26 protein-coding genes are annotated in these 21,838 nt (G+C 63.5%); 15 read left to right on the forward strand and 11 right to left on the reverse strand.

Annotated features, from left to right (window positions below):
• Window positions 1-33: 33 nt before the first annotated feature.
• From glyQ to miaB, 7 genes are all read right to left on the reverse strand, one after another.
• On the reverse strand, window positions 34-951 hold the full coding sequence (gene glyQ / locus O0881_RS22850) for a glycine--tRNA ligase subunit alpha (RefSeq protein WP_034780177.1): 918 nt from the start codon (window positions 949-951) through the stop codon (window positions 34-36).
• Between the two features lie 147 nt (window positions 952-1,098).
• A complete protein-coding gene (gene lnt / locus O0881_RS22855; RefSeq protein WP_289913219.1) occupies window positions 1,099-2,679 on the reverse strand; it encodes an apolipoprotein N-acyltransferase in 1,581 nt (526 codons plus the stop codon).
• A gap of 16 nt (window positions 2,680-2,695) precedes the next feature.
• Entirely contained in the window at window positions 2,696-3,574 is an 879-nt protein-coding gene (locus tag O0881_RS22860; RefSeq protein ID WP_071075558.1) for a transporter associated domain-containing protein, read from the reverse strand.
• A 117-nt stretch (window positions 3,575-3,691) separates the two neighbouring features.
• Window positions 3,692-4,114: a DUF4259 domain-containing protein gene (locus O0881_RS22865; RefSeq protein WP_289913220.1), complete on the reverse strand. Its 423-nt coding sequence runs from the start codon at window positions 4,112-4,114 to the stop codon at window positions 3,692-3,694.
• 4 nt (window positions 4,115-4,118) lie between these two features.
• The gene (ybeY, locus tag O0881_RS22870; RefSeq protein ID WP_099666559.1) at window positions 4,119-4,583 is read right to left on the reverse strand and encodes an rRNA maturation RNase YbeY; all 465 of its coding nucleotides are present in this window, start codon (window positions 4,581-4,583) and stop codon (window positions 4,119-4,121) included.
• Complete coding sequence (locus O0881_RS22875; RefSeq protein WP_099666560.1) at window positions 4,567-5,631, reverse strand: PhoH family protein; 1,065 nt, start codon at window positions 5,629-5,631, stop codon at window positions 4,567-4,569. The genes ybeY and O0881_RS22875 overlap by 17 nt, the downstream gene beginning before the upstream one ends.
• Entirely contained in the window at window positions 5,628-6,995 is a 1,368-nt protein-coding gene (gene miaB, locus O0881_RS22880; RefSeq protein ID WP_289900320.1) for a tRNA (N6-isopentenyl adenosine(37)-C2)-methylthiotransferase MiaB, read from the reverse strand. The genes O0881_RS22875 and miaB overlap by 4 nt, the downstream gene beginning before the upstream one ends.
• A gap of 686 nt (window positions 6,996-7,681) precedes the next feature.
• On the opposite strand from miaB, the gene O0881_RS22885 reads away from it, so the two are divergent.
• Window positions 7,682-8,008 carry a hypothetical protein gene (locus O0881_RS22885; protein ID WP_034746769.1) on the forward strand — a complete coding sequence of 109 codons (327 nt, stop codon included), beginning with the start codon at window positions 7,682-7,684 and terminating at the stop codon, window positions 8,006-8,008.
• Window positions 8,009-8,149: 141 nt separating this feature from the next.
• On the opposite strand, the gene O0881_RS22890 is transcribed toward O0881_RS22885, so the two are convergent.
• On the reverse strand, window positions 8,150-8,995 hold the full coding sequence (locus tag O0881_RS22890) for an HDOD domain-containing protein (protein WP_289903568.1): 846 nt from the start codon (window positions 8,993-8,995) through the stop codon (window positions 8,150-8,152).
• On the reverse strand, window positions 8,992-9,330 hold the full coding sequence (locus O0881_RS22895) for a hypothetical protein (protein ID WP_070257435.1): 339 nt from the start codon (window positions 9,328-9,330) through the stop codon (window positions 8,992-8,994). Before O0881_RS22895 ends, O0881_RS22890 begins: the two co-directional genes overlap by 4 nt.
• A 201-nt stretch (window positions 9,331-9,531) precedes the next feature.
• Between O0881_RS22895 and O0881_RS22900 the strand changes: the two genes are divergently transcribed.
• From O0881_RS22900 to O0881_RS22915, 4 genes are read left to right on the forward strand one after another with little or no spacing between them, the layout of a single operon-like run.
• Window positions 9,532-11,109, forward strand: coding sequence for a HAMP domain-containing sensor histidine kinase (locus tag O0881_RS22900; protein ID WP_289913249.1), 1,578 nt, complete (start codon window positions 9,532-9,534; stop codon window positions 11,107-11,109).
• A 15-nt stretch (window positions 11,110-11,124) separates the two neighbouring features.
• Window positions 11,125-11,712, forward strand: coding sequence for a DUF1697 domain-containing protein (locus O0881_RS22905; protein ID WP_289913221.1), 588 nt, complete (start codon window positions 11,125-11,127; stop codon window positions 11,710-11,712).
• Window positions 11,712-12,113, forward strand: coding sequence for a DUF3224 domain-containing protein (locus tag O0881_RS22910; RefSeq protein WP_289913222.1), 402 nt, complete (start codon window positions 11,712-11,714; stop codon window positions 12,111-12,113). Before O0881_RS22905 ends, O0881_RS22910 begins: the two co-directional genes overlap by 1 nt.
• Window positions 12,110-12,289 (forward strand): hypothetical protein, encoded by a 180-nt coding sequence (locus O0881_RS22915; RefSeq protein WP_099666566.1) that lies wholly within the window; start codon window positions 12,110-12,112, stop codon window positions 12,287-12,289. Before O0881_RS22910 ends, O0881_RS22915 begins: the two co-directional genes overlap by 4 nt.
• A 97-nt stretch (window positions 12,290-12,386) precedes the next feature.
• Here the strand turns inward: O0881_RS22915 and O0881_RS22920 are convergent, their stop codons facing one another.
• Complete coding sequence (locus O0881_RS22920; protein WP_289913224.1) at window positions 12,387-12,788, reverse strand: hypothetical protein; 402 nt, start codon at window positions 12,786-12,788, stop codon at window positions 12,387-12,389.
• Between the two features lie 332 nt (window positions 12,789-13,120).
• Between O0881_RS22920 and O0881_RS22925 the strand changes: the two genes are divergently transcribed.
• Genes O0881_RS22925 through O0881_RS22940 form a run of 4 tightly spaced genes read left to right on the forward strand, consistent with a single transcriptional unit; the run spans window position 13,121 to window position 15,251 of the window.
• The gene (locus O0881_RS22925) at window positions 13,121-13,474 is read left to right on the forward strand and encodes a metalloregulator ArsR/SmtB family transcription factor (protein WP_035822023.1); all 354 of its coding nucleotides are present in this window, start codon (window positions 13,121-13,123) and stop codon (window positions 13,472-13,474) included.
• 8 nt (window positions 13,475-13,482) lie between these two features.
• A complete protein-coding gene (locus tag O0881_RS22930; protein WP_289913225.1) occupies window positions 13,483-13,908 on the forward strand; it encodes a YeeE/YedE family protein in 426 nt (141 codons plus the stop codon).
• An 8-nt stretch (window positions 13,909-13,916) separates the two neighbouring features.
• Window positions 13,917-14,348 (forward strand): YeeE/YedE family protein, encoded by a 432-nt coding sequence (locus O0881_RS22935; RefSeq protein ID WP_289913226.1) that lies wholly within the window; start codon window positions 13,917-13,919, stop codon window positions 14,346-14,348.
• A gap of 45 nt (window positions 14,349-14,393) precedes the next feature.
• Window positions 14,394-15,251 carry a ChaN family lipoprotein gene (locus tag O0881_RS22940; RefSeq protein ID WP_289913227.1) on the forward strand — a complete coding sequence of 286 codons (858 nt, stop codon included), beginning with the start codon at window positions 14,394-14,396 and terminating at the stop codon, window positions 15,249-15,251.
• Between the two features lie 17 nt (window positions 15,252-15,268).
• Here O0881_RS22940 and O0881_RS22945 read toward each other — a convergent pair whose 3' ends face one another.
• Entirely contained in the window at window positions 15,269-16,096 is an 828-nt protein-coding gene (locus O0881_RS22945) for an IclR family transcriptional regulator C-terminal domain-containing protein (RefSeq protein ID WP_289913228.1), read from the reverse strand.
• Between the two features lie 166 nt (window positions 16,097-16,262).
• Here O0881_RS22945 and O0881_RS22950 point away from each other — a divergent pair, with 166 nt between their 5' ends.
• From O0881_RS22950 to O0881_RS22975, 6 genes are all read left to right on the forward strand, one after another.
• Window positions 16,263-16,961, forward strand: a complete 699-nt coding sequence (locus tag O0881_RS22950; RefSeq protein WP_077408447.1) for a 3-oxoacid CoA-transferase subunit A — start codon at window positions 16,263-16,265, stop codon at window positions 16,959-16,961.
• A 10-nt stretch (window positions 16,962-16,971) separates the two neighbouring features.
• Window positions 16,972-17,613 (forward strand): 3-oxoacid CoA-transferase subunit B, encoded by a 642-nt coding sequence (locus O0881_RS22955; RefSeq protein WP_289913229.1) that lies wholly within the window; start codon window positions 16,972-16,974, stop codon window positions 17,611-17,613.
• A gap of 39 nt (window positions 17,614-17,652) precedes the next feature.
• Window positions 17,653-18,855: a 3-oxoadipyl-CoA thiolase gene (gene pcaF, locus O0881_RS22960; protein ID WP_289913230.1), complete on the forward strand. Its 1,203-nt coding sequence runs from the start codon at window positions 17,653-17,655 to the stop codon at window positions 18,853-18,855.
• Between the two features lie 251 nt (window positions 18,856-19,106).
• On the forward strand, window positions 19,107-20,402 hold the full coding sequence (locus O0881_RS22965; RefSeq protein ID WP_099666574.1) for an MFS family transporter: 1,296 nt from the start codon (window positions 19,107-19,109) through the stop codon (window positions 20,400-20,402).
• Window positions 20,403-20,480: 78 nt separating this feature from the next.
• Entirely contained in the window at window positions 20,481-21,176 is a 696-nt protein-coding gene (locus tag O0881_RS22970) for a fumarylacetoacetate hydrolase family protein (RefSeq protein WP_289913231.1), read from the forward strand.
• A gap of 18 nt (window positions 21,177-21,194) precedes the next feature.
• Window positions 21,195-21,518, forward strand: a complete 324-nt coding sequence (locus tag O0881_RS22975; protein WP_289913233.1) for a thioredoxin family protein — start codon at window positions 21,195-21,197, stop codon at window positions 21,516-21,518.
• The last annotated feature ends 320 nt before the right edge of the window (window positions 21,519-21,838 follow it).

Genomic DNA, 21,838 nt, shown 5'->3' on the forward strand with positions numbered 1-21,838 from the left:
CTTGTCTGGTACGGCGGTGTATGAGCTAGGCAATCAAGCGGCGGCGGGTTGGTCTGCGGCGGGCAGCATCGGGAAACCGAGGCGCTCGCGCGAGTCGTAATACGCTTGCGCCACCAGGCGCGACAGGGTGCGCACGCGGCCGATGTAGGCGGCGCGTTCCGTTACCGAGATGGCGCCACGCGCATCTAACATATTGAAGCTGTGCGAAGCCTTCATGATCTTTTCGTAGGCGGGCAGGGTCAGTTGCAGCTCGATCAGGCGCTTCGCTTCCGCTTCGTAGTTGCCGAACTGTTCGAACAGCAGGTCCGTATTCGCATGCTCGAAGTTGTAGGTCGATTGCTCCACCTCGTTCTGGTGGAAGACGTCGCCGTAGGTCAGCTTCTTCGTGACCCCGTTCTCTTCCCACTCGGTCCACACCAGGTCATACACGTTTTCCACGCCTTGCAGGTACATGGCCAGGCGTTCGATGCCGTAAGTGATTTCGCCCAGCACGGGCTTGCAATCGAGGCCGCCTACTTGCTGGAAGTAGGTAAATTGGGTCACTTCCATGCCGTTCAGCCAGACTTCCCAGCCCAGGCCCCAGGCGCCCAGGGTCGGGCTTTCCCAGTCGTCTTCGACGAAGCGCACGTCATTCTGCTTCAAATCCAGGCCCAGGGCGGCCAAAGAACCCAGATACAGGTCGAGGATGTTTTCCGGCGCCGGCTTGAGCACCACCTGATACTGGTAATAGTGCTGCATGCGGTTCGGATTTTCGCCATAGCGGCCATCTTTCGGGCGGCGCGACGGCTGCACATACGCGGCGCGCCAAGGCTCCGGGCCGATCGCGCGCAGGAAGGTGCCGGTGTGGAAGGTGCCGGCACCGACTTCCATGTCGTAAGGCTGGAGCAGGGCGCAACCTTGCTTGTCCCAATAGGTTTGCAAGGTCAGGATAATTTGTTGAAATGTGAGCATCGTATGAGTTCGCCGCGCGGGAGGCTGCGCTTTGTTAAGGTTTGCTTGAAGCCCGGGCGCATGCTTGGCAGCGCGTCCGGGCCGGGGTTTTGCTAATTTTAGCGGTTTTTACGGGCCCACTGTGACTCTTCGGGCAATATCGGCCGCTTATTGCTGTGCGGCGCGGCCACGGCGGGCGGCGCGCGACAGCAGGAAGGCCGTCAGCAGGGCCAGCGCGGCCAGGGCCAGTACCAGTTTGTTGCCGTAAAGAATGTATGGCGTCATGCCGCCCATGCCTTGCACCTTGGCCGCCAGGGTGGCTTGCTGTTCCGGCGGCAGCAGGCTTTGCACCACGCCCTTGCCGTCGATGACGGCGGTGGCGCCCGTATTCGTCGAGCGCAGCATCGGGCGGCCCGTTTCCAGGCTGCGCATCTGCGAGATCTGCAGATGCTGCGGGATGGCGATCGAGTCGCCAAACCAGGCCAGGTTCGAGATATTCAGCAGCATCGATGCCGACTGCTTGCCGCTGCGGTGGGCGCTGGCCAGCTGGCCGGCGATTTCCTCGCCAAACAGGTCTTCGTAGCAGATATTCGGCAGCACCAGCTGGTCGCGCACGGCCAAAGGCGCTTGCACCTCGGCGCCGCGGCCCATGTCGCCCAGCGGGATGGCCATCATGGCGACAAACCAGTGCAGGCCGGGCGGCACGAATTCGCCGAACGGCACCAGGTGGTGCTTGCGGTACTGGTAATACGGTCCCGGCGTGCCGTTGGGCGTGATCCCCACGGCTGCATTGTAAAAGCGCTGCTGCTCGTCGAGCACGGGCATGCCGACCAAAATCGAGCTGCCCGTCTGCCGCGCATACGTCGCCAGGCTATCCAGATAGCCGGGCGGTAGCTGGTGCGGCAGCACGGTGACGGCCGTTTCCGGCGTGGCGATCAGGTCGGCCGGCGCGCTGGTGATGGCGCCCTGGTACATTTGCAGGGCGCCCAGCACGAAGCCGGGGTCGAATTTCTGCTGCTGCGGCACATTGCCCTGCAGCAGGCGCACCGTGATCGGACGTCCGACCGGGTGCGTCCACGCCACGTACTGCAAGCCGATGCCGGCCGCGTACAGCGTGATCAGGCCGCCCAGCGCGAACCAGCGCGTACGGTGCGTGAGCAAGAGCAGGGCGCCGGCCGACAGCGCCGCCAGCCAGCCCAGGCCATATGACCCAACGATGGGGGCGAAGCCGGCCAGCGGGCTGGCATTGTGGGCGTAACCGGTGGCCAGCCATGGGAAACCCGTAAACAGCCAGCCTCGCGTCCATTCGAACAGGGTCCAGGTCGCGGGCAGCACCAGCAGGGTCATGGCGGGCAGGGACAGCACCCAGCGCTGGCGCAGCCAGGCGGCCGCGCCCATGGCCAGGGCCACGTAAATGGCCATCAGGAGGGCCAGCAGGGCCACGGCGACGGCGGCGATCGGCGCGGCCATGTCGCCATAGCGGTGCATGGAAATGTACAGCCAGTGCGTGCCGGCCGCGCACCAGCCGAAGCCGTAGGCCCAGCCGATCAGCGCGCCGCCCTTGACGCTGGACGAACGCAGCACCTGGTAGAACAGCACGCCCAGGCTGAGGATTTGCAGCGGCCAGTAGCCGAAAGGGGCGAACGCCAGCACGGCGACGGCGCCGGCGATGGCGGCAGTCAGCATGCGCGCCCAGGTGCTGCGGGGCGGTTTGGCGGGGGCGTTGGGGTCGGCGCGTCTGAAACGCATTTACAGGACGCGCATGTCAGAGTTCCAGTTCCGGCACGTTGGGCAGGCGCTCGACGAGCAGCACGTGCACCTGGCGCGCATCGGCGCGCAGCACCTCGAAGCGCAGGTTGCCCAGGTCGAAAATATCGCCCTTGTGCGCCATGCGGCCCAGGTACTTCGACACGAGGCCGCCGATGGTGTCGACGTCGTCGTCCACCAGGTGGCTGCCCACTTCTTCGTTGAATTGTTCGATCTCGGTCAGCGCCTTGACGCGCCAGCGGGGGCCGAACTGGCCTTCCTTCAGCGAGAGGATATTGTCCTCGGCTTCGTCGAAGTCGTATTCGTCCTCGATATCGCCGACGATCTGTTCCAGCACGTCTTCGATGGTGATCAGGCCGGCGACGCCGCTGTATTCATCGACGACGATGGCCATGTGATTGTGGTTGGCGCGGAAATCGCGCAGCAGCACATTCAGGCGTTTCGATTCGGGGATGAAGATGGCGGGGCGCAGCATGTCGCGGACGTCGAAAGTTTCTTCTGCGTAATAACGCAGCAAGTCTTTCGCCAGCAGGATGCCGATGACCTTGTCGCGCTCGCCTTCTATCGCGGGGAAGCGCGAGTGGGCGGTGGACAGGACTTCCGGCATCCATTCCTCGATCGGCTTGCTGATGTCGATGACATCCATTTGCGAGCGGGGAATCATGATGTCGCGCGCACAGAGATCCGATACCTGAAACACGCCTTCGATCATCGACAGGGCGTCGGCGTCGATCAGCTTGCGTTCATGCGCATCGTGTAGAACATCGAGCAATTCTGCACGGTTCTCTGGCTCGGGGGAAATGAGTGCGGTCAGGCGTTCAAACAGTGACCGGTGGGGCTTGACGTCAGTTCTGACGCCACTAGGGTGCTCGGGCATAGGAGGCGTGAGCCGTTGTTGCGAAGGGATATAGGATACACCAAAAGTGGGGGAATACCGGATTTCCCCGCTTTTGATGCAAATTTAATACGTTGAAGTGCGCCGTTGCCCGATGTTTTACGCGGCGTCCGGGCCCAGCACGCGTGCGCGCAAGGCCGCCACGTCCGCCTGCCAGTCGGCGAAATGCTCGCTGTCCTGCCACAGTTGGCGCAGTTCCGACGACTCGGCCGTGATGCGCTCGAAGGCCAGGCGCGCCTTGTCCAGCAGCGGCGGCGTCACCTTCCTCTTGCAGGCGGCCACCCACTCGTCCACTTCCGCCGTGGCCGGATCGTCCTCGCCCGGCTTGCCCAAGAGGCGCGCGATCACTTCCAGCGCGGCCAGCGCTTCGGCGGCGAACGGCGCTTCCAGCTCCGCTTCCTGGCTGTCGATGACGTTGTCGAGCGTCGTCTCGACCAGTTCCAGGGTTTTATATTCGTGCAAGTCCTGCGCCCAATCCATGGCGTAGTCGTTGCCGAAGGCGTCAGTGGCCCAGGTTCCCATGGTCTTACTCCTTGTACGGGTCGGTGATGCCGAGCTTGGCCAGGATGTCCGTTTCCAGGCCCTCCATTTCGGCCGCTTCTTCGTCATCCATGTGGTCGTAGCCCTGCGCATGCAGCACGCCGTGCACGATCAGATGGGCTGTGTGCTCTTCCACGCTTTTCTTCTGTTCCGCCGCTTCCTTTTCCAGCACGTCGGTGCACAGGATGATGTCGGCGCGCGTCGGCTCGTCGTCGCTTAATTCTTCGCCTTCGTTGTAGGCGAACGTCAGCACGTTGGTGGCGTAGTCCTTTTCGCGGTAATCGCGGTTCAAGGTACGGCCTTCTTCCGCGTCGACGAAGCGGATGGTGAATTCGGCGGGGGCGAACAGGGCCGCCTTGACCCAGCGGCGCACTTTCGGGCGCGTGATCAGGGTTTCCAGGCGGGCGTCCGGGTATTGCACGGACAGGGACAGTTTATTTTTTTCGGACATTTTTGGCGGCAGCTGGTTTCAACAAGGGAAGTAACTGGGCGGCGTCGGCGTTGGCCGCCTGCGCCGTTTCATAGGCGTCGACGATGCGCGCGACGAGCGGATGGCGCACCACGTCGGTGCTGTTAAATTGCGTGAAGCCGATGCCGCGCACGTCTTTCAATACGTGCACGGCGTCGATCAGGCCGCTCGTCTGGCTCTTGTGCAGGTCGACTTGCGTGACGTCGCCCGTCACCACGGCCTTGCTGCCGAAGCCGATGCGCGTCAAAAACATCTTCATCTGTTCGACGGTGGTGTTTTGCGCCTCGTCAAGGATGACGAAGGCGTGGTTAAGGGTACGTCCGCGCATGTAGGCCAGCGGGGCGATCTCGATCACCTGTTTTTCAAACAGTTTTTGCGTGCGGTCAAAGCCCAGCAAATCATACAGCGCATCGTAGAGGGGACGCAGATATGGGTCGACCTTTTGCGCCAGGTCGCCCGGCAGGAAGCCCAGGCGTTCGCCCGCTTCGACGGCGGGGCGCGTCAAGATGATGCGCTTGACGGCGTCGCGTTCGAGCGCGTCGACGGCGCAGGCGACGGCCAGGTAGGTTTTACCCGTACCCGCCGGGCCCACGCCGAAGCTGATGTCGTGTTCGAGGATGTCGCGCAGGTAGGCGATCTGGTGCGGCGTGCGCCCGCGCAGGTCGGCGCGCCGCGTTTTCAGCACGGGGCTGGCGATGTCCGGCTCGACGAAGGTGCTGACGGGTGCGTTGGCGTGGTGTTCCGAGGCGGCGGACAGGCCCGCGCGCTGTTCCACCAGGGCCAGCTGCACTTCTTCCAGCGGCACGACCTTGTTGGCGATGGCGTAGAACTGTTCGAGGATTTCCACGGCGCGTTCGGCATTGCTGCCGCCGACGATGAATTTCTCGCCGCGGCGGAAGATCGTCACGTCGAGGGCGGCGGAAATCTGGCGCAGGTTTTCATCGAGGGGGCCGCACAGGTGCGCCAGGCGCGTGTTGTCGAGCGGCTCGGGGATGAAGTAATGCGGCTGTATCGGGGCTTTGGTTTTCAACTGGCTCTTTTCAATGCGGGTGCGCTGGCGACGAGTTCGCCGCGCAGGGTGTAGGAATGGCTTTCGGTGATGCGCACGTCGACCAGCTGGCCGATCAGTTGCAAACCGTCGGGGCCGGCGTCGAAGTTGACCACGCGGTTGTTTTCCGTGCGGCCTTGCAGTTCGCTGTCATTGGTGTCCTTCTTCGAACGGCCTTCGACGAGGATGGTTTGCACGGTGCCGACCATGGCCAGGCTGTATTTGCGCGTGTTGGCGTCGATGGCCGCCTGCAACTGTTGCAAGCGAGCCAGCTTGACGTCATGCGGCGTGTCGTCTTCCAGGCTGGCGGCCGGCGTGCCGGGGCGCTTGCTGAAGATGAAGCTGTAGCTGTTGTCGAAGCCCACGTCGGCGATCAGCTTCATCATCGCGTCGAAGTCGGCCTGGGTCTCGCCGGGGAAGCCGACGATGAAGTCGGACGAAATGGCCATGTTCGGGCGCACGGCGCGGATGCGGCGGATGATGGATTTGTATTCGAGGCCCGTGTAGCCGCGCTTCATGGCGCCCAGCACCTTGTCGGAACCGTGCTGCGCGGGCAAATACAGGTGGTCGACCAGCTGCGGGATCTTCGCATAGGCGTCGATCAGGCGCTGCGTGAATTCTTTCGGGTGGCTGGTGACGAAGCGCATGCGCGCGATGCCGGGGATGTCGGCCACGTATTCGAGCAGCAGGGCGAAGTCGGCGATCTCGCCGCCTTCCATCGCGCCACGGTAGGCGTTGACGTTTTGCCCCAGCAGGGTGATTTCCTTGACGCCCTGGGCGGCCAGGCCCGCCACTTCCGTCAGCACGTCCTCGAAGCGGCGCGACACTTCCTCGCCGCGCGTGTAGGGCACGACGCAGTAGCTGCAATATTTGCTGCAGCCTTCCATGATGGAAACGAACGCCGAGGCGCCTTCCACCTTGGCCGGCGGCATGTGGTCGAACTTTTCGATTTCCGGGAAGCTGATGTCCACTTGCGCGTCGCCGCTGGCGCGGCGCAGTTCGATCATCTGCGGCAGGCGGTGCAGGGTTTGCGGGCCGAAGACCATGTCGACATACGGCGCGCGCTTGACGATGGCGTCGCCTTCCTGCGACGCCACGCAGCCGCCCACGCCGATCAGCAGGTGCGGCTTGGCCAGTTTCAGCTCGCGCAGGCGGCCCAGGTCGGAAAACACTTTTTCCTGCGCCTTTTCGCGCACGGAGCAGGTATTGAGCAGGATCACATCGGCATCTTCCGGCGTGTCGGTGCGCACCAGGCCATCGGAGGCGCCCAGCACGTCGGCCATCTTGTCCGAGTCGTACTCGTTCATCTGGCAGCCGAAGGTTTTAATGAATACTTTTTTCTGCATGGCGTCGGGTGCTTATCGGTAAATGTGGCGGCAAATAAGTGGGACAAATAATGGAGCAAATCAGTGTGGCTGCAAATAAGCTGGGCAGGGGGCTTGCGCTGTGCGCCGCTCGGGGCGGGAGGCGGTGGATGACCGGCCGGGCGCCTCTGGCTGCCCGGCGGCAGGCTCGCTGCAAGTTCAGGCCATAGTTTAGCGTAAATCGCCGGGGCGGGCCATGTTGTGCTTACCTTGCCGACAAGGTTGTCGCCTGTATATGCGGCCCTGAGTCGTGATGCTCAAAAGCATTTATTGCCGTGTGACACCATTGATTTGTAACAAGTTGCTGCAAAGCCTTGTGTGCGCCCGCTGGCATCCTAATGTGTTGAAATAGCATCGTTGCCAAGCCAACCAGCAGCTTGATTGATATTTAACAATCAGGAAGTTTGCGCGAGGCGCAGATGCCGCGTGTTTGGGCTAGTATATTGCCTTATATGCAATTCATTTCAGTGAATTGCACGTGCTTTTACTCACGCGGCAAATTGCGTACGTTGGCTGGGCGTGGCTGTGCGAGTCCTGTGCAGGCAGTGCGATACGGAGGAAAGGCGGGGGAGGGCTGAATCCGATGACAGACGTTTATTTGAACACTCTAAGCCAGCCTTAAGTTCGTATCGGCATTATTTTCTACATTCACCAGACGAGGAAAAATCATGGCACATCATGCATTAGCATCGCAAGAGAGTTACAACCCGAACCACCTGCTGGATATTCTGCTGAGCAAGATGCAGCTGAAAAACGATGCAGCCCTGTCGCGTCTGCTCGAAGTGGCGCCACCCGTCATCAGCAAGATCCGCCATCACCGCTTGCCGGTCGGCGCCTCGCTGCTGATCCGCATGCACGAAGTGACGGGCATGAGCATCCGTGACCTGCGCGACTTGATGGGCGACCGCCGCACCAAGTATCGTCTGTCCGACGCCCAGGGCCGTCCAAAGGCGGAAGACCGCGGCGATGCGCAAGAATCGAATTACGCGCACTGATGCGGCGGTGGCGCGCTGACTGTGCCGCTTGCGTAGCTGCTGGCGGCAACAGGCCGGCGTGGACCGGGCAGCATGGACACACCGCAGTACCCTTGACGGCTTTCGCTTTGCAGCGAGAGCCGTTTGCGTTTGCGGCCATGTTTAGCTCAGCAGTGCCGAGGTGATTTCGTCATAGCGCAGTTCCGTCTCGCGGAACAGCTGCAGATACGTGTCTTCGCCCAGGCCCAGCGCATCCCAGGCCACCGGCGAGACGCGCGGCACCATGTCGTCGCCCGCCTGCGCCAGGTCGAGCGCGCAGACGACGGCATTGGCCACGTGGATCAGCGACGCGAGGAAGCCTGCTCCCGGCGTGTCCGGCTGCAGATAGTTGCCCAGCGCCAGGCGCATCGTGTCGGAAAAATTCCAGTGTTCGGCCAGCGCCACGCCGGCTTGCACGTGATCCACGCCCAGTACGGCTTGCTCCGCTTCGAGCAGGCTGCAATCGTGCGCCGCCTGGTGCGCGATGACTTGCGCATAGTGCGCGGGGAAACTGCTGACCAGCACCAGGCGGCCGATGTTGTGCAGCAAGCCGGCCGTGAACGCGTAATCCTGGTTGAAGCGGATTTGCCGCGCCAGCACCTTGGCGCAGGCGGCCGTCGCCACCGAATGGCGCCAGAAGGCCTTGTCGTCGAAACCGGGGCAGCGTCCTTCCGGGAAGCAACCCGTGATGGCCGCCGACGTGATCAGGCTGCGCGTGGTCTGGAAGCCCAGGTAAGTGATCGCCTGCTGGATGGTGGTGGCTTTCACCTGCAAGCCATATTGCGAGGAGTTGGCCAGGCGCAGGGTTTTCGCCGTCAGCGCCTGGTCGTACGACACTTTTTTGGCCAGCACGGAAATATCGACGTCTTCCTGGTCGATGCTGTTCAATAGTTCCATGACGACGGCGGGCAGCGAAGGCAGGTCGTCGAGGTGGGCGACGATATCGTCGAGCGTCAGCTGGGTGCTCATGCTGCCTCTCCCGTGCCCAGGCGGTAAGCCGTGACATAGCTGCGCAGCAAGGTGGTGGCCGCATCCAGGGGATCCTCGGGGTCATGCTTGCGGAACAGGTAGGCCAGCCGTTCGCTGTCGGCCGCCTGTTGCGCGGCGATTTCTTCGGGCGAGGGGGGCGGCGCCTGGATCGGCAGCATGTCGATGTTGTGGCGCGGCATCAGGGCCAGCATGTTTTCCGTCAATACCGCGCCTTGCGGCAACAGCACTTGTCCATGCGCATCGAGCAAGACATCCGACAAGACCATGCCAGGACGAACTTGTTCCAGGGGTAGATGTTGATGCATGACCGCCATGACGACTCCTTAGATGATTGCGGGATATTACCATTGCCATGACGCAATGTCTCAACCTGTATCAAGGCCTGGTGGAAAACGGCATTGCTGTAAATCTTGCCAATAAGCATGTCATACCGTACATTTGATTCAGGCTGTTGTCCGTTGACGTCACTGCGCCCGCGCCGCGGGCTGGCGGCCTGGCCCGGGGAGTGTTGATTGATGGTGAGTATCCAAGTCCGGCTGACCCTGCTTTTTGTCGTGATCGTCACCCTGGTGCTGGGCATTTCGGGTAGCTATACCCAATATACCTTGAGCAAGGAACTCGAATCGGGCAGCGCGCGTCTGCGCAGCGGCGTGCTGACCCGCTTGCAGACCAGCTTGCCGTCCGCCCTGTGGGACCTCGACAAATCCAAGGTCGACAGCATCGTCGCGGCCGAAATGCTGCCGCCGGAACTGGTCGGCATCCGCGTCTACGACGCCTCCGTCGGCCTGTTCGCGGGCGAAGTGCGCGACGCGGCCGGCACCCTGGTGCCTTTGACCTCCGACGTGGCCATGGGCGGCACGCCCGTCGAGGCGCCGCTGGTGTTCCGCGACGCCGTGGCCGCGGCCACGGGCGGCAAGCCGGTGATCGTCGGCAAGGTCATCGTCAATTTCAGCCGTGCCCAGATCGATGCGGCCCTGCGCGGCGAAGTGCGGCGCAAGGTGCTGGAAGTGTTGCTACTTGACATCATTTTGGTGGGCGCCCTGGCGCTGAGCCTGCGCATCGTCTTTGGCCCCTTGAAACAGTTGCGCGACGGCTTGTTCGATCTGGCCACGCGCGGCAGCGATGACGTCGAAGAGCTGCCGGAAAACCGGCGCGACGAGCTGGGCGACGTGATCCGCGGCTTCAATGCCGTGCAGCGCAAGCTCAAGTCCATCATCGAGGGCAGCCGCGAGGCGGAAGACATGGCGCGCCGCTCGCAGCAGGAGACGGCGCAGGCCATGGACGAGTTGCGCCGGGCGCAGGAATCGTTGCTGCAGTCGGAACGCCTGGCCTCGCTGGGCAGCCTGGTGGCGGGCGTGGCGCATGAAATCAACACCCCGGTCGGCATCGCGCTGACCAGCGCCTCGGTGCTGAAGGAAGCCACCGATGACATCAGCGCGGCGGTGGCGGGCGGCAGCGTGAAGAAGACCGATATCGTGCGCTACCTGGAAACGGCCGGCGAAAGCGCGCGCCTGATCATGAACAATGCCTACCGCGCCGCGCACCTGATCCACAGCTTCAAGCAGATCGCCGTCGACCAGGTCAGCGAAGCGCGCCGTTTGTTCGAATTGCGCGACTATATCGGCGAAGTCATCTCGAGCCTGCAGCCGACCTTGAAAAAGACGCGCATCCGCATCGATATCGATTGCCCGCCCGGCATCATGCTCGACAGCTATCCTGGCGCGCTGGCGCAGGTGCTGACCAACCTGGTCCTGAACTGCGTCGAGCACGCCTTCGATGCGGACACGGACGGCCACATCCATATCGGCGTGCACGGCGACAACGACTGGATCGCCATGCAGGTGCGCGACAATGGCCGCGGCATCGCGCCCGACATGCTCGACCGCGTGTTCGACCCGTTTGTCACCACGCGGCGCGGACAGGGCGGCACGGGCCTGGGCTTGAATATCGTATTCAACTTGATTGCCAAGCAGTTTGGCGGCACCATCACGGTCAGCAGCACCTTGGGGCAGGGCGCGACGTTCCTGCTGCGCCTGCCCAAGGTGACGCCATTGCCGGAAGGCGCCGCCAGCGTTCCGGCCGGCCAGGCATAGGCAAGGAGACAACACATGGCACAGATGGAAAATAGTCAGCAAGTGGCGCTTTTGCGCGGGATCAATGTCGGCCGCGCCAAGCGCGTGGCCATGGCCGACCTGCGCAAGCTGCTGGGCGACCTGGGTTTTGCACAGGTGCGTACCGTGCTCAACAGCGGCAACGTCGTGTATGACGGAGGCAAGGTCGCGCCGGCCGACGCCGCTGCCCGCATCGAGGAAGCGCTGGTGCTGAAACTGGGCGTGGCGGCCCGGGTGACGGTGCTGTCGGCCAGGCAGTTTGCCGAACTGATCGAACAAAACACCCTGGCGCCGGCGGCCGATGCGGCGCGTCTGCTGACCTTGGTGCTGAACAATCCGGCCGACATGCAGCGCCTGGCGCCCCTGGCGCAGCGGCCGTGGCAGCCGGAAGCGCTGGTCCTGGGGCGCTGGGCCGCGTATGCCTGGTGTCCCGACGGCGTGTTGGCCAGTAAGGTGGTGGCGGCGCTGGGCGTGCTGCTCGGCGATGGCGTCACCTCGCGCAACTGGGCCACCATGCAAAAATTACATGTGCTGCTGAACGGGCCGGAGGCGGCCGCCACCTCTTCATTTTCCAAGGAGTACTGATGCCTACCATTCACGGTACCTTCGACGTCACCATCACCCCGGAAACCTTGTCGGACACGGCCGCGCAATCGGGGTTGGGACGCCTGTCGCTCGACAAGCGCTACCACGGCGCCCTCGACGCCAGTGCGCGGGGCGAGATGCTCAGCGCGCGCGCCAGCGTGGCGGGCTCGGCAGGCTATGTGGCGCTGGAGCGGGTGGAAGGCACGCTGGACGGGCGTCACGGCAGCTTTTATTTGCAGCACAGCGGCACGATGACGCGCGGCGCGCCCGCCTTGTCGGTGACGGTGGTGCCCGATACGGGGACGGAGCAATTGCAAGGCCTGTCGGGCAGCCTGGCCATCCGCATCGAAGAGGGCAAGCATTACTATGCTTTCACGTATGAGATTGCTGACACGCCATGAACTGGGAGATCGTCAAGGGCGTGCTGATATTGCTGGTCGCCGTCAGCGTCCTGGGCACGGCCTTCGTGCTCATTTCCGCCTCGGGCACGGACAAGGCAGCCTGCATCGCGCGCGCCCTGAAGTCGGGCATTCCTGTGGGCAATATCGAACGGGTTTGCCGCTTGCTGGACAAGTGAGCATCAAGTGAGCATCAACCCAGGCAAGGCAGGCAAAAAAAATTCCGCGCAAGGCGGAATTTTTTTTAAGGCAGCGGCATCGGCTGCCGGAATAGGGTCAGCTATCGAATTTTTCCTGTTTTTCACCGTGCATGCTAAAGGCCAGCAAGCCCAGTCCCACCAGCAACATCGAGACCATGCTCGCTTCGGGCACGGGCGGCGGCACGTTCGTTTGCTGCACGGGCGGGGCCGTGGCGGCTGCGGACGGAGGCAGTGCGCCGTGGCGCGCACCGGTGCTGCTCCAGCGCGGGGCCGCGTTGAGCATGGTGCCCTGCGCCAGCAGACGCGCATACGGCAAGTCTGGTGTGTCCCAGCCGGGATTGTCGGCAGTGCTGGTGAAACCGAGACTGTCGTCGCTCACGACCTGGGCGTGTGTCGTGGGCGGGGCGCTGGCCGCCGCACTGCCGGCGCACGCCGACAGCGCCAGCATGGCCATGCCTAGCGGCTGAAGTAACTTCATCTTTGACTCCCTGGTTCACCGTGCGGTGCGGTCGAAAACCGGCCTGCGCCTGGACGGACAATGCGCCTGTACGGGGGCGTATCACGATTTTTCTGAAGAGGTCTTATTACAGCACAAGTCGTGGCAATTTTGCTACGTTTATTTACTTTAAATTACGAATATTTATCATTTTGATAGCGTGATGGCTATCGCTGCCGCACACTTCGCATGAGCACGCTATCGCCGAAAAACACTGTTGTTTTTTTGTGCGAATCGCCAGCAGGAAAACAGTATATTGATTAGTATATTGTTTATCGCATGATGATCAATATGACCGCCTGTGGGAGGGCACGATGGAGACAGTCGCAACACAACACGCCGAATACAACCTCGACGCCATGCGTGGCTCGGCCTACAAGGCCAGCTCGCTGCTCAAGGCCATGGGCAATGCCGACCGATTGATGCTGCTGTGCCAGCTATCGCAGGGCGAGCATTGCGTCAGCGACCTCGAGCAAAAAGTGGGCATCGGCCAGCCGACCCTGTCGCAGCAGCTGGGCGTGCTGCGCGAAGAGATGCTGGTGGCCACGCGGCGCGACGGCAAGCAGATCTATTACCGCGTCGCCAGCGCGCCCGTGCTGGCCGTGCTGCAAGTGCTGTACGCGCAATTTTGCGCGCCACGCCCCACGTTCAACGACGAAGCGGACTGAGTATTTCCATGCACATCGACTGGCAGCATTTCACGCCGTGGGCCTCGCTGGCCGGCGGCATGCTGATCGGCCTGGCCGCGGCCCTGCTGATTCTGTTCAATGGCCGCATCGCCGGCATCAGCGGCATCGTCGGCGGCTTGCTGCGGCCGCGCCGTGGCGACCTGGGTTGGCGCATCGCCTTTCTTGCCGGCCTGGTCGGCACGCCCTTGCTGTATTCGCTGTGGCAAGCCTTGCCGCCCGTGCGGATCGATGCGGGCACGCCCGCCCTGATCGTGGCGGGCTTGCTGGTGGGCGTGGGCGTGCGCTATGGCGCCGGCTGCACCAGCGGCCACGGCGTGTGCGGCCTGTCGCGCCTGTCACTGCGTTCGCTGGCGGCCACCATCGCCTTCATGGCGGCCGGTTTCCTCACCGTCTATCTGTTGCGCCATCTGTGAGCAAGCTTATGAGCAAGCTGATCCTTTCCCTGTTGAGCGGCCTCGTCTTCGGCCTGGGCCTGATCGTTTCCGGCATGAGCAACCCGGCCAAGGTGCTCGGCTTCCTCGACCTGGCCGGCGCCTGGGACCCGTCGCTGGCGCTGGTGATGGGCGGCGCCATCGGCGTGGCCATGCCTGCCTTCTGGCTGGCGCGGCGGCGCAGCACGGCGCTGCTGGGCGAACCCATGCAATTGCCAGTATCGCGGCGCATCGACCGGCGCCTGCTGCTGGGCAGCTTGGCCTTTGGCGCGGGCTGGGGCATCGCCGGTTTCTGTCCCGGCCCCGCCCTCGTCTCCCTGCTGGCGGGCCAGCCGAAGGCGTGGCTGTTTACCGGCGCCATGCTGGCCGGCATGCTTGTCTTTGAAGTGCTGGAGCGCCGCAAGCTGCCGGCGCCGGCCTGAGACGGTACAATCTGGCGCATCGCCACTTGAAGATACCCGCCTGACATGAAAACCGTGATTTTCCGCGCCGGCGCGCGCGCCGCCCTGTTGTGCAGCGTGCTGGCGCTGGCCGCCTGCGGCAGCTTGCTGAAGAAAGATGCTCCGCCCGCTCCCGTGCCCGTGGCCGACACCTTGCCCAATCCGCAAGTGTTGCTGCTGGGCGAAGTCCATGACAATGCGCAAGGCCAGCGCCTGCGCGTCGAGGAATTGCGCCGCCGCCTGGCGACCGGCTGGCGTCCCGTGATTGTCATGGAACAGTTCGACCGCGAAAACCAGGCCTTGCTGACGCGCGCCGCGCGCGATTGCGCCGACCCCGATTGCATCATCCGCGTGATGGAACAGCCGCGCTGGGACTGGAGCTTGTACCGGCCCGTGCTGGACCTCGTCGTCAGCTATCAGCTGAGTCTGGTCGCCGGCAACCTGTCGCCCGCCGATGCCTCGCGCATCGTGCGCGACGGCATCCAGTGGGCCATGCCGCCCGCCATGGTGGCCACGTACCTGGCCGCGCCCGTGCCGGCCGATATCCTGGACGGACAAGAGAAGGAAGTCCAGGCGGCCCGCTGCAATATGCTGCCCGACATGATGATCAAAGGTGTCGTCAACGCCCAGGTGGCGCGCGATATCTGGATGGCCAAGCTGATCCGCGACCAGGCGCCGCGCGACGTGGTGTTGATCGCCGGCAACGACCACGTGCGCAAGGATATCGGCGTGCCCCGCTGGCTGAAGCTGGCCGACCCGCAGCTGAACGTGCGCAGCATCGGCTATCTGGAGCAGGGCGGCAGCGGCTACAAGGGCACGTTTGACCTGACGCAAACGATGCCGGCGCAACCGCGCCCGGACCCGTGCGCCAAATTCAAGAAATAAGGTTCAGGAAATAATTCCTACTGCTGCACGCGCACCAGGGCGCTGACCCGGCTTGCCGTATCGAGCAGTTTCGGCAAGCTGTGTTCCAGCAGGTGCGCGACGGACGGCCCCGCCGTCTGGCCGCTGACGTTGATCGCCGCCGCCACCTTGCCGGCTCGGTCGAACACGGGCGCGGCCAGGGCGATCAAGCCCTGTTCCAGCTCTTCCTGCACCAGGCACCAGCCCTGGCGCCGCACTTGCGCAATCTCTTCCATCAAGAGGTCGATATCGACCTTGGTCGCCGGCGTGATTTTCAGCAACGCCATCTTCGACAGCCGTTCGCGCAGCACCTCGGGCGCCAGGCCCGACAGTAAAACCCGTCCCATCGAGGTGCAGTAGGCGGGCAGGCGGCTGCCGATGCCCAGGTTGATCGACATGGTGCGGTGCGCGGACAGGCGCACTACATACACGATGTCGTCGCCGTCGAGCACGGTGGCCGAGCACGACTGGCGCAAGGTCTGCATCAATTCTTCCAGCAGCGGCTGCGCCTGCGTCCACACGGGCAGCGACGACAAATAGGCATAGCCGAGGTCGAGCACCTTCGGCGTCAGGCGGAACAGCCGCCCATCCGCTTCCACGTAGCCAAGATGCAACAAGGTGTGCAGGATGCGCCGCGCGCCTGCGCGCGTCAGCTGCGCCCGCTCCGCCACTTCGCTCAGGGTCTGTTGCGGCGCGTCCGCGCCAAAGCTGCGCAGCACGGCCAGGCCGCGCGCGAACGATTGCACATAGCTGTCGCCGGGACGTGGCGCGCCGTCGGCATCGAGGGTTTCTTCGGCGGAAAGGGGCGTGCTGCTGCGTGCGGTCATGGCGATTCCAATTGGTCAAGGTGGCAATTATAGCCATGGCGCCGGCGAAAACGGCAAATTGACAAGCGCCCCGATCAGGCATATTCTCACGAATAAGTTCTAAATACGAATATTTGTTCGTTATACGAACAAATGTCTGATGAGTTTGATTGGGAGGAGACAGGCAATGATCGACAAACTGCGTTCCAGCGTGCTTGATGCGCTGGCCGATATCCACGATGGCGCCACCGTCATGATTGGCGGCTTCGGCGGCGCGGGCCAGCCGGCCGAGCTGATCGACGGCTTGATCGCCCAGGGCGCGCGCGACCTCGTCATCGTCAACAACAATGCGGGCAATGGCGACACGGGCCTGGCCGCCCTGCTGAAAAACGGGCAAGTGCGCAAGATCATCTGCTCGTTCCCCCGACAGGCCGATTCCCATGTGTTCGACGCGCTGTACCGCGCGGGCAAGCTGGAGCTGGAATTGGTGCCGCAGGGCAATCTGGCCGAGCGCATTCGCGCCGCCGGCGCCGGCATCGGCGGCTTTTTCACGCCCACGGGTTACGGTACGGATTTGGCGAAGGGCAAGGAAACGCGCGAGATCGACGGCCGCATGTATGTGTTCGAGTCGCCGATCCACGCCGACTTCGCGCTGATCAAGGCGGAGCAGGGCGACCGCTGGGGCAACCTGACTTACCGCAAGACGGCGCGCAACTTCGGCCCCATCATGGCCATGGCCGCGAAAGTCAGCATTGCTTCCGTGCATGAAGTTGCCGAGCTGGGCAGCATCGATCCCGAGCACGTCATCACGCCGGGCCTGTTCGTGCAGCGCCTGGTGCAAGTGCCGCGCACGGCCACCGGCCCCGCCGGCTTCAAAGCTGCCTGAGGAATATCAAGTGAATAAATGGAATCGAGATCAAATGGCGGCCCGCGTGGCGGCCGACATCCATGAAGGCAATGTCGTCAACCTGGGCATCGGCTTGCCGACCCTGGTGGCGAACCACTTGCCGGCCGGCGCGGACATCATCCTGCACAGCGAAAACGGCGTGATCGGCATGGGCCCCGCGCCCGCGCCGGGCGAGGAAGACTACGACCTGATCAACGCGGGCAAGCAGCCCGTCACCCTGCTGGCCGGCGGCAGTTACTTCCACCATGCCGACAGCTTCGCCATGATGCGCGGCGGCCACCTGGATATCTGCGTGCTGGGCGCGTTTCAAGTCTCCGCCACGGGCGACCTGGCCAACTGGCACACGGGCGCGTCTGACGCCATTCCCGCCGTGGGCGGGGCCATGGACCTGGCCATCGGCGCGAAAAAAACCTGGGTCATGATGGAATTGCTGACCAAGACGGGTGAAAGCAAGCTGGTGCAGGCCTGCAGCTATCCGCTGACGGGCATAGCCTGCGTCAGCCGCATCTACAGCGACCTGGCCGTGCTCGACCTGTCGCCCGCCGGCGCCACGGTCGTCGAACTGGTGGATGGCTTGAGTTTCGAGCAGTTGCAAGCGTTGACGGCCGTGCCGCTGACGGACGGACGTTAATTTACCGCCCATTCAATACACTTTCTTGGAGGAAAGAACATGACTCATGCTTACATTTGCGACGCCCAGCGCACGCCGTTTGGCCGCTATGGCGGTGGACTCGCCGGCGTGCGCGCCGACGACCTGGGTGCCGTGCCCATCCGCGCCTTGATGGCGCGCAACCCGAATGTGGACTGGAACGCCGTCACCGACGTGCTGTACGGCTGCGCCAACCAGGCGGGCGAGGACAACCGCAACGTGGCGCGCATGGCGGCCCTGCTGGCGGGATTGCCCGACAGCGTGCCGGGCGCCACCCTGAACCGCCTGTGCGGCTCGGGCCTGGACGCCATCGGCAGCGCCGCCCGCTTCATCAAGAGCGGCGAAGCGGGCTTGCTGATCGCCGGCGGCGTGGAAAGCATGAGCCGCGCGCCGTTTGTCATGGGCAAGGCGGACAGCGCCTTTTCGCGCGGCATGAAAATGGAAGACACGACCATCGGCTGGCGCTTCATCAATCCCTTGATGAAGGCGCAGTACGGCGTCGATTCGATGCCGGAAACGGCGGAAAACGTGGCCAGCGATTTCGGCATCAGCCGTCTCGATCAGGATGCGTTCGCCCTGGCCAGCCAGGTGAAAGCGCTGGCGGCGCAGCAGGCGGGCGTGTTCGACAGTGAAATCTGCCCCGTCAGCATCGCGCAAAAGAAGGGCGATCCCGTCGTCGTTGCCCGCGACGAGCATCCACGCGCCACCACCCTGGAAACCTTGACGAAACTCAAGCCCGTCGTGCGCGCGGACGGCACGATCACGGCCGGCAACGCGTCCGGCGTCAACGATGGCGCCGCGGCCCTGCTGCTGGCTGATGAAGCCAACGCGGCCCGCTTTGGCCTGACGCCCCGCGCCCGCGTCGTGGCCATGGCGACGGCCGGCGTGGCGCCCCGCATCATGGGCATCGGCCCCGCGCCCGCCACCCTGAAAGTGCTGGCCATGACGGGCTTGAGCCTGGCCGATTTCGACGTCATCGAACTCAATGAAGCGTTTGCCGCCCAGGGCCTGGCCGTGCTGCGCCAGCTGGGTTTACCCGACGACGACCCGCGCGTGAACCCGAATGGCGGCGCCATCGCCCTGGGCCACCCGCTGGGCGCGTCGGGCGCGCGCCTGGCCATGACGGCCGTCAACCAGCTGCACCGCACGGGCGGGCGCTATGCCTTGTGCACCATGTGCATCGGCGTGGGCCAGGGTATCGCGCTGGTGCTGGAACGGGTCTGACCTCCAGCGCGTCCGGGCAGGCACCATGCACTGTGCACTGACACAAGATGCGGCATCGGCATCGGCCAGGGCATCGCGCTGGTGCTGGAACGGGTCTGATTCCGCCCGCCTGCAGGTGAAAAAAGTTGCCGGTGATACGTATTAACGCGTATGCCGGGCGGCTTTTTGACCCTGATCAAGGGCGTATGATGCAAAACCAGCCTGGGAAACCCGGCTGGCGTTGGCTTTTTCACACGAACAAGAAGACTGATATGACATCCCACGATACTCCGCATGACGTTGCGCAGCTGACATCCCAGCAGCGCATCAAGGCCATCATTGGCGCTTCCTCCGGTAACCTGGTCGAATGGTTCGACTTCTATATTTACTCGTTCTGCGCGCTGTACTTCTCGCACGCCTTCTTCCCTTCCGGTAACCCGACGACGCAGCTGCTGCAGACGGCCGGCATCTTTGCTGCCGGCTTCCTCATGCGTCCCGTGGGCGGCTGGCTGTTCGGCCGCATCGCCGACAAATACGGCCGCCGCCAGTCGATGATGATTTCCGTGCTGATGATGTGCGGCGGCTCGCTGATGATCGCCGTGCTGCCCACGTATGAAACCATCGGCGCCTTCGCCCCGTTCCTGCTGCTGGTGGCGCGCCTGTTCCAGGGCTTGTCCGTGGGCGGCGAATACGGTACCAGCGCCACTTACATGAGCGAAGTGTCGGAATCGGGCAAGCGCGGTTTCTTCGCCTCGTTCCAGTACGTGACCCTGATCGGCGGCCAGTTGCTGGCCTTGCTGGTGCTGGTGGTCTTGCAGCAATTGCTGACCCTGGAAGAATTGCGTGCCTGGGGCTGGCGCATCCCGTTCGTCTTCGGCGCCTTGGCGGCCCTCGTGTCGCTGAACCTGCGTAAATCCCTGACGGAAACGACCACCGCCAGCGAGCGCAAGGACAAGGACGCGGGCAGCTTGCGCGGCTTGCTCAAGCACAAGCGCGCCTTCATCACCGTGCTCGGCTTTACGGCCGGCGGCTCGCTCGTGTTCTACACGTTTACCACCTACATGCAGAAATACCTGGTCAACACGGCCGGCATGGATACCAAGACGGCCAGCGCTGTCATGACGTGCGCCTTGCTCGTCTACATGATTTTGCAGCCCGTGTTCGGCGCCTTGTCGGACCGCATCGGCCGCCGCACCTCGATGCTGTTCTTCGGCGGCCTGGCCACCCTGTGCGTGTTGCCGATCATGCATGCCTTGAAAGACATCACCAGCCCGTACGCGGCGTTTGGCCTGATCATCATCGCGCTGGCCATCATCAGCTTCTATACGTCGATCAGCGGTTTGATCAAGGCGGAAATGTTCCCCGTCGAAGTGCGCGCGCTGGGCGTGGGCCTGTCGTATGCGGTCGCCAACGCCATGTTCGGCGGTTCGGCCGAATACGTGGCGCTGCAGTTCAAGGCCTGGCACGTGGAAGAGTATTTCTATTGGTACGTGACCATCATGTGCCTGATTTCCTTCATCGTGGCCATCCGCATGCCGGACCCGAGCCGCTCGGGACTGCTGAAGTAAGCTTGCCGTAAAATAAGGGGACACTGCGGTGTCCCCTTTTTCATCACCGCCTTTTTATCGTGCCGAACAGGAGTTTCCATGTCGTATGTCATTGCCGCAGCCATCCAGCCCAGCGTTCCCGTCAGCGGCAGCGTTGATACTTTTCCCGTTCACCGCATCTATTGCGTGGGCCGCAACTATGTCGACCATGCCCAGGAAATGGGCCACACGGGCCGCGAGGCGCCGTTTTTCTTCATGAAACCTGCCGACGCCGTGCTGCCCGTGCCTGCCGGCACGACGGGCGAGTTGCCGTATCCGGCGCAGACGCAGGATTTCCAACACGAGATGGAACTGGTGGTGGCCATCGGCAAGGGCGGCAGCGATATCGGCGTGGCCGATGCGCTGGATCACGTGTGGGGCTATGCGATCGGCCTGGACATGACGCGCCGCGACGTGCAGGGCGCGGCGAAAAAGCAGGGCCGTCCGTGGGAGACGGGCAAGGCGTTCGAGCACTCGGCGCCCATCGGTTCCATCACCCCGGCCGCGCAGGCGGGCGACGTCAGCCATGCCGCCATCACCCTGCACGTGAATGGCGAGTTGCGCCAGGGCAGCAGCATCGACATGCTGATCTGGAATGTGGCGGAAACCATCGCCGACCTGTCGACCTACTTTACCTTGCAGCCCGGCGATCTGATCTACACGGGCACGCCGGCCGGCGTGGCGGCCGTGCAGCGCGGCGACGAACTGGTTGGGGCCATCGATGGCCTGGAGACCTTGCGCGTGAAAGTGGTCTAAGTTGTCAAGGAGACTGGCATGATGAATGACACGTATGCTGTGGCGCAACCCACGCGGGCCGGGATCGACGCCCTGGCGGGGCCGGCCCTGCTGGAATTTGGCACGGGCTGGTGCGGCCACTGCCGCGCCACCCAGGCGCCGCTGGCTGCCGCCTTTGCACAGCACCCCGAGGTGCCGCACCTGCGCGTGGAAGACGGCCCCGGCCGCGCCCTGGGACGTTACTTCCGGGTGAAACTGTGGCCGACCTTGATTTTCCTCAAGGATGGCCAGGAAGTGGCGCGCCTCGTGCGCCCGCTCGACAGCGCGGAGATCGCCAAGGCGTTCGCCCTGATCGACGCGTAGGCGGTTTCCATCATTTCTTGCCGCACCGCACCACTGCGCGTATCATAAGCCGCTTACAGCAAGATCAACCGCATCCTTCGTGATGCAGGCGCGATCATCGCCGGCCCGCTCCACCCGGAGGGGCCGCAGGCAAGGATTCACCACAAATGACCGATGCCGCGATGCCGACGCGCGGGTCTGGTACGGAATGCCTGGCGATACGCCGGGCCTGATACACGTCGCCCATCCCCTGACGCCTTTCCTGCCGTGCCCCGGGTAACCGGATGGCGCACGACCGTTGTTTCTCTAAATCAGCACTGATCGCAGCGCGATAGCGCGCG

Origin of the sequence: Janthinobacterium sp. SUN100 (genome assembly GCF_030397705.1) — a bacterium.
GTDB lineage: Bacteria > Pseudomonadota > Gammaproteobacteria > Burkholderiales > Burkholderiaceae_D > Janthinobacterium > Janthinobacterium kumbetense.

Bases quoted from the DNA above. Each gene is read 5' to 3' on its own strand.
- glyQ (WP_034780177.1), bottom strand. From the start codon at position 951: ATGCTCACATTTCAACAAATTATCCTGACCTTGCAAACCTATTGGGAC.
- lnt (WP_289913219.1), bottom strand. From the start codon at position 2,679: ATGCGTTTCAGACGCGCCGACCCCAACGCCCCCGCCAAACCGCCCCGC.
- O0881_RS22860 (WP_071075558.1), bottom strand. From the start codon at position 3,574: ATGCCCGAGCACCCTAGTGGCGTCAGAACTGACGTCAAGCCCCACCGG.
- O0881_RS22865 (WP_289913220.1), bottom strand. From the start codon at position 4,114: ATGGGAACCTGGGCCACTGACGCCTTCGGCAACGACTACGCCATGGAT.
- ybeY (WP_099666559.1), bottom strand. From the start codon at position 4,583: ATGTCCGAAAAAAATAAACTGTCCCTGTCCGTGCAATACCCGGACGCC.
- miaB (WP_289900320.1), bottom strand. From the start codon at position 6,995: ATGCAGAAAAAAGTATTCATTAAAACCTTCGGCTGCCAGATGAACGAG.
- O0881_RS22885 (WP_034746769.1), top strand. From the start codon at position 7,682: ATGGCACATCATGCATTAGCATCGCAAGAGAGTTACAACCCGAACCAC.
- O0881_RS22890 (WP_289903568.1), bottom strand. From the start codon at position 8,995: ATGAGCACCCAGCTGACGCTCGACGATATCGTCGCCCACCTCGACGAC.
- O0881_RS22895 (WP_070257435.1), bottom strand. From the start codon at position 9,330: ATGGCGGTCATGCATCAACATCTACCCCTGGAACAAGTTCGTCCTGGC.
- O0881_RS22900 (WP_289913249.1), top strand. From the start codon at position 9,532: ATGGTGAGTATCCAAGTCCGGCTGACCCTGCTTTTTGTCGTGATCGTC.
- O0881_RS22905 (WP_289913221.1), top strand. From the start codon at position 11,125: ATGGCACAGATGGAAAATAGTCAGCAAGTGGCGCTTTTGCGCGGGATC.
- O0881_RS22910 (WP_289913222.1), top strand. From the start codon at position 11,712: ATGCCTACCATTCACGGTACCTTCGACGTCACCATCACCCCGGAAACC.
- O0881_RS22915 (WP_099666566.1), top strand. From the start codon at position 12,110: ATGAACTGGGAGATCGTCAAGGGCGTGCTGATATTGCTGGTCGCCGTC.
- O0881_RS22920 (WP_289913224.1), bottom strand. From the start codon at position 12,788: ATGAAGTTACTTCAGCCGCTAGGCATGGCCATGCTGGCGCTGTCGGCG.
- O0881_RS22925 (WP_035822023.1), top strand. From the start codon at position 13,121: ATGGAGACAGTCGCAACACAACACGCCGAATACAACCTCGACGCCATG.
- O0881_RS22930 (WP_289913225.1), top strand. From the start codon at position 13,483: ATGCACATCGACTGGCAGCATTTCACGCCGTGGGCCTCGCTGGCCGGC.
- O0881_RS22935 (WP_289913226.1), top strand. From the start codon at position 13,917: ATGAGCAAGCTGATCCTTTCCCTGTTGAGCGGCCTCGTCTTCGGCCTG.
- O0881_RS22940 (WP_289913227.1), top strand. From the start codon at position 14,394: ATGAAAACCGTGATTTTCCGCGCCGGCGCGCGCGCCGCCCTGTTGTGC.
- O0881_RS22945 (WP_289913228.1), bottom strand. From the start codon at position 16,096: ATGACCGCACGCAGCAGCACGCCCCTTTCCGCCGAAGAAACCCTCGAT.
- O0881_RS22950 (WP_077408447.1), top strand. From the start codon at position 16,263: ATGATCGACAAACTGCGTTCCAGCGTGCTTGATGCGCTGGCCGATATC.
- pcaF (WP_289913230.1), top strand. From the start codon at position 17,653: ATGACTCATGCTTACATTTGCGACGCCCAGCGCACGCCGTTTGGCCGC.
- O0881_RS22965 (WP_099666574.1), top strand. From the start codon at position 19,107: ATGACATCCCACGATACTCCGCATGACGTTGCGCAGCTGACATCCCAG.
- O0881_RS22970 (WP_289913231.1), top strand. From the start codon at position 20,481: ATGTCGTATGTCATTGCCGCAGCCATCCAGCCCAGCGTTCCCGTCAGC.
- O0881_RS22975 (WP_289913233.1), top strand. From the start codon at position 21,195: ATGATGAATGACACGTATGCTGTGGCGCAACCCACGCGGGCCGGGATC.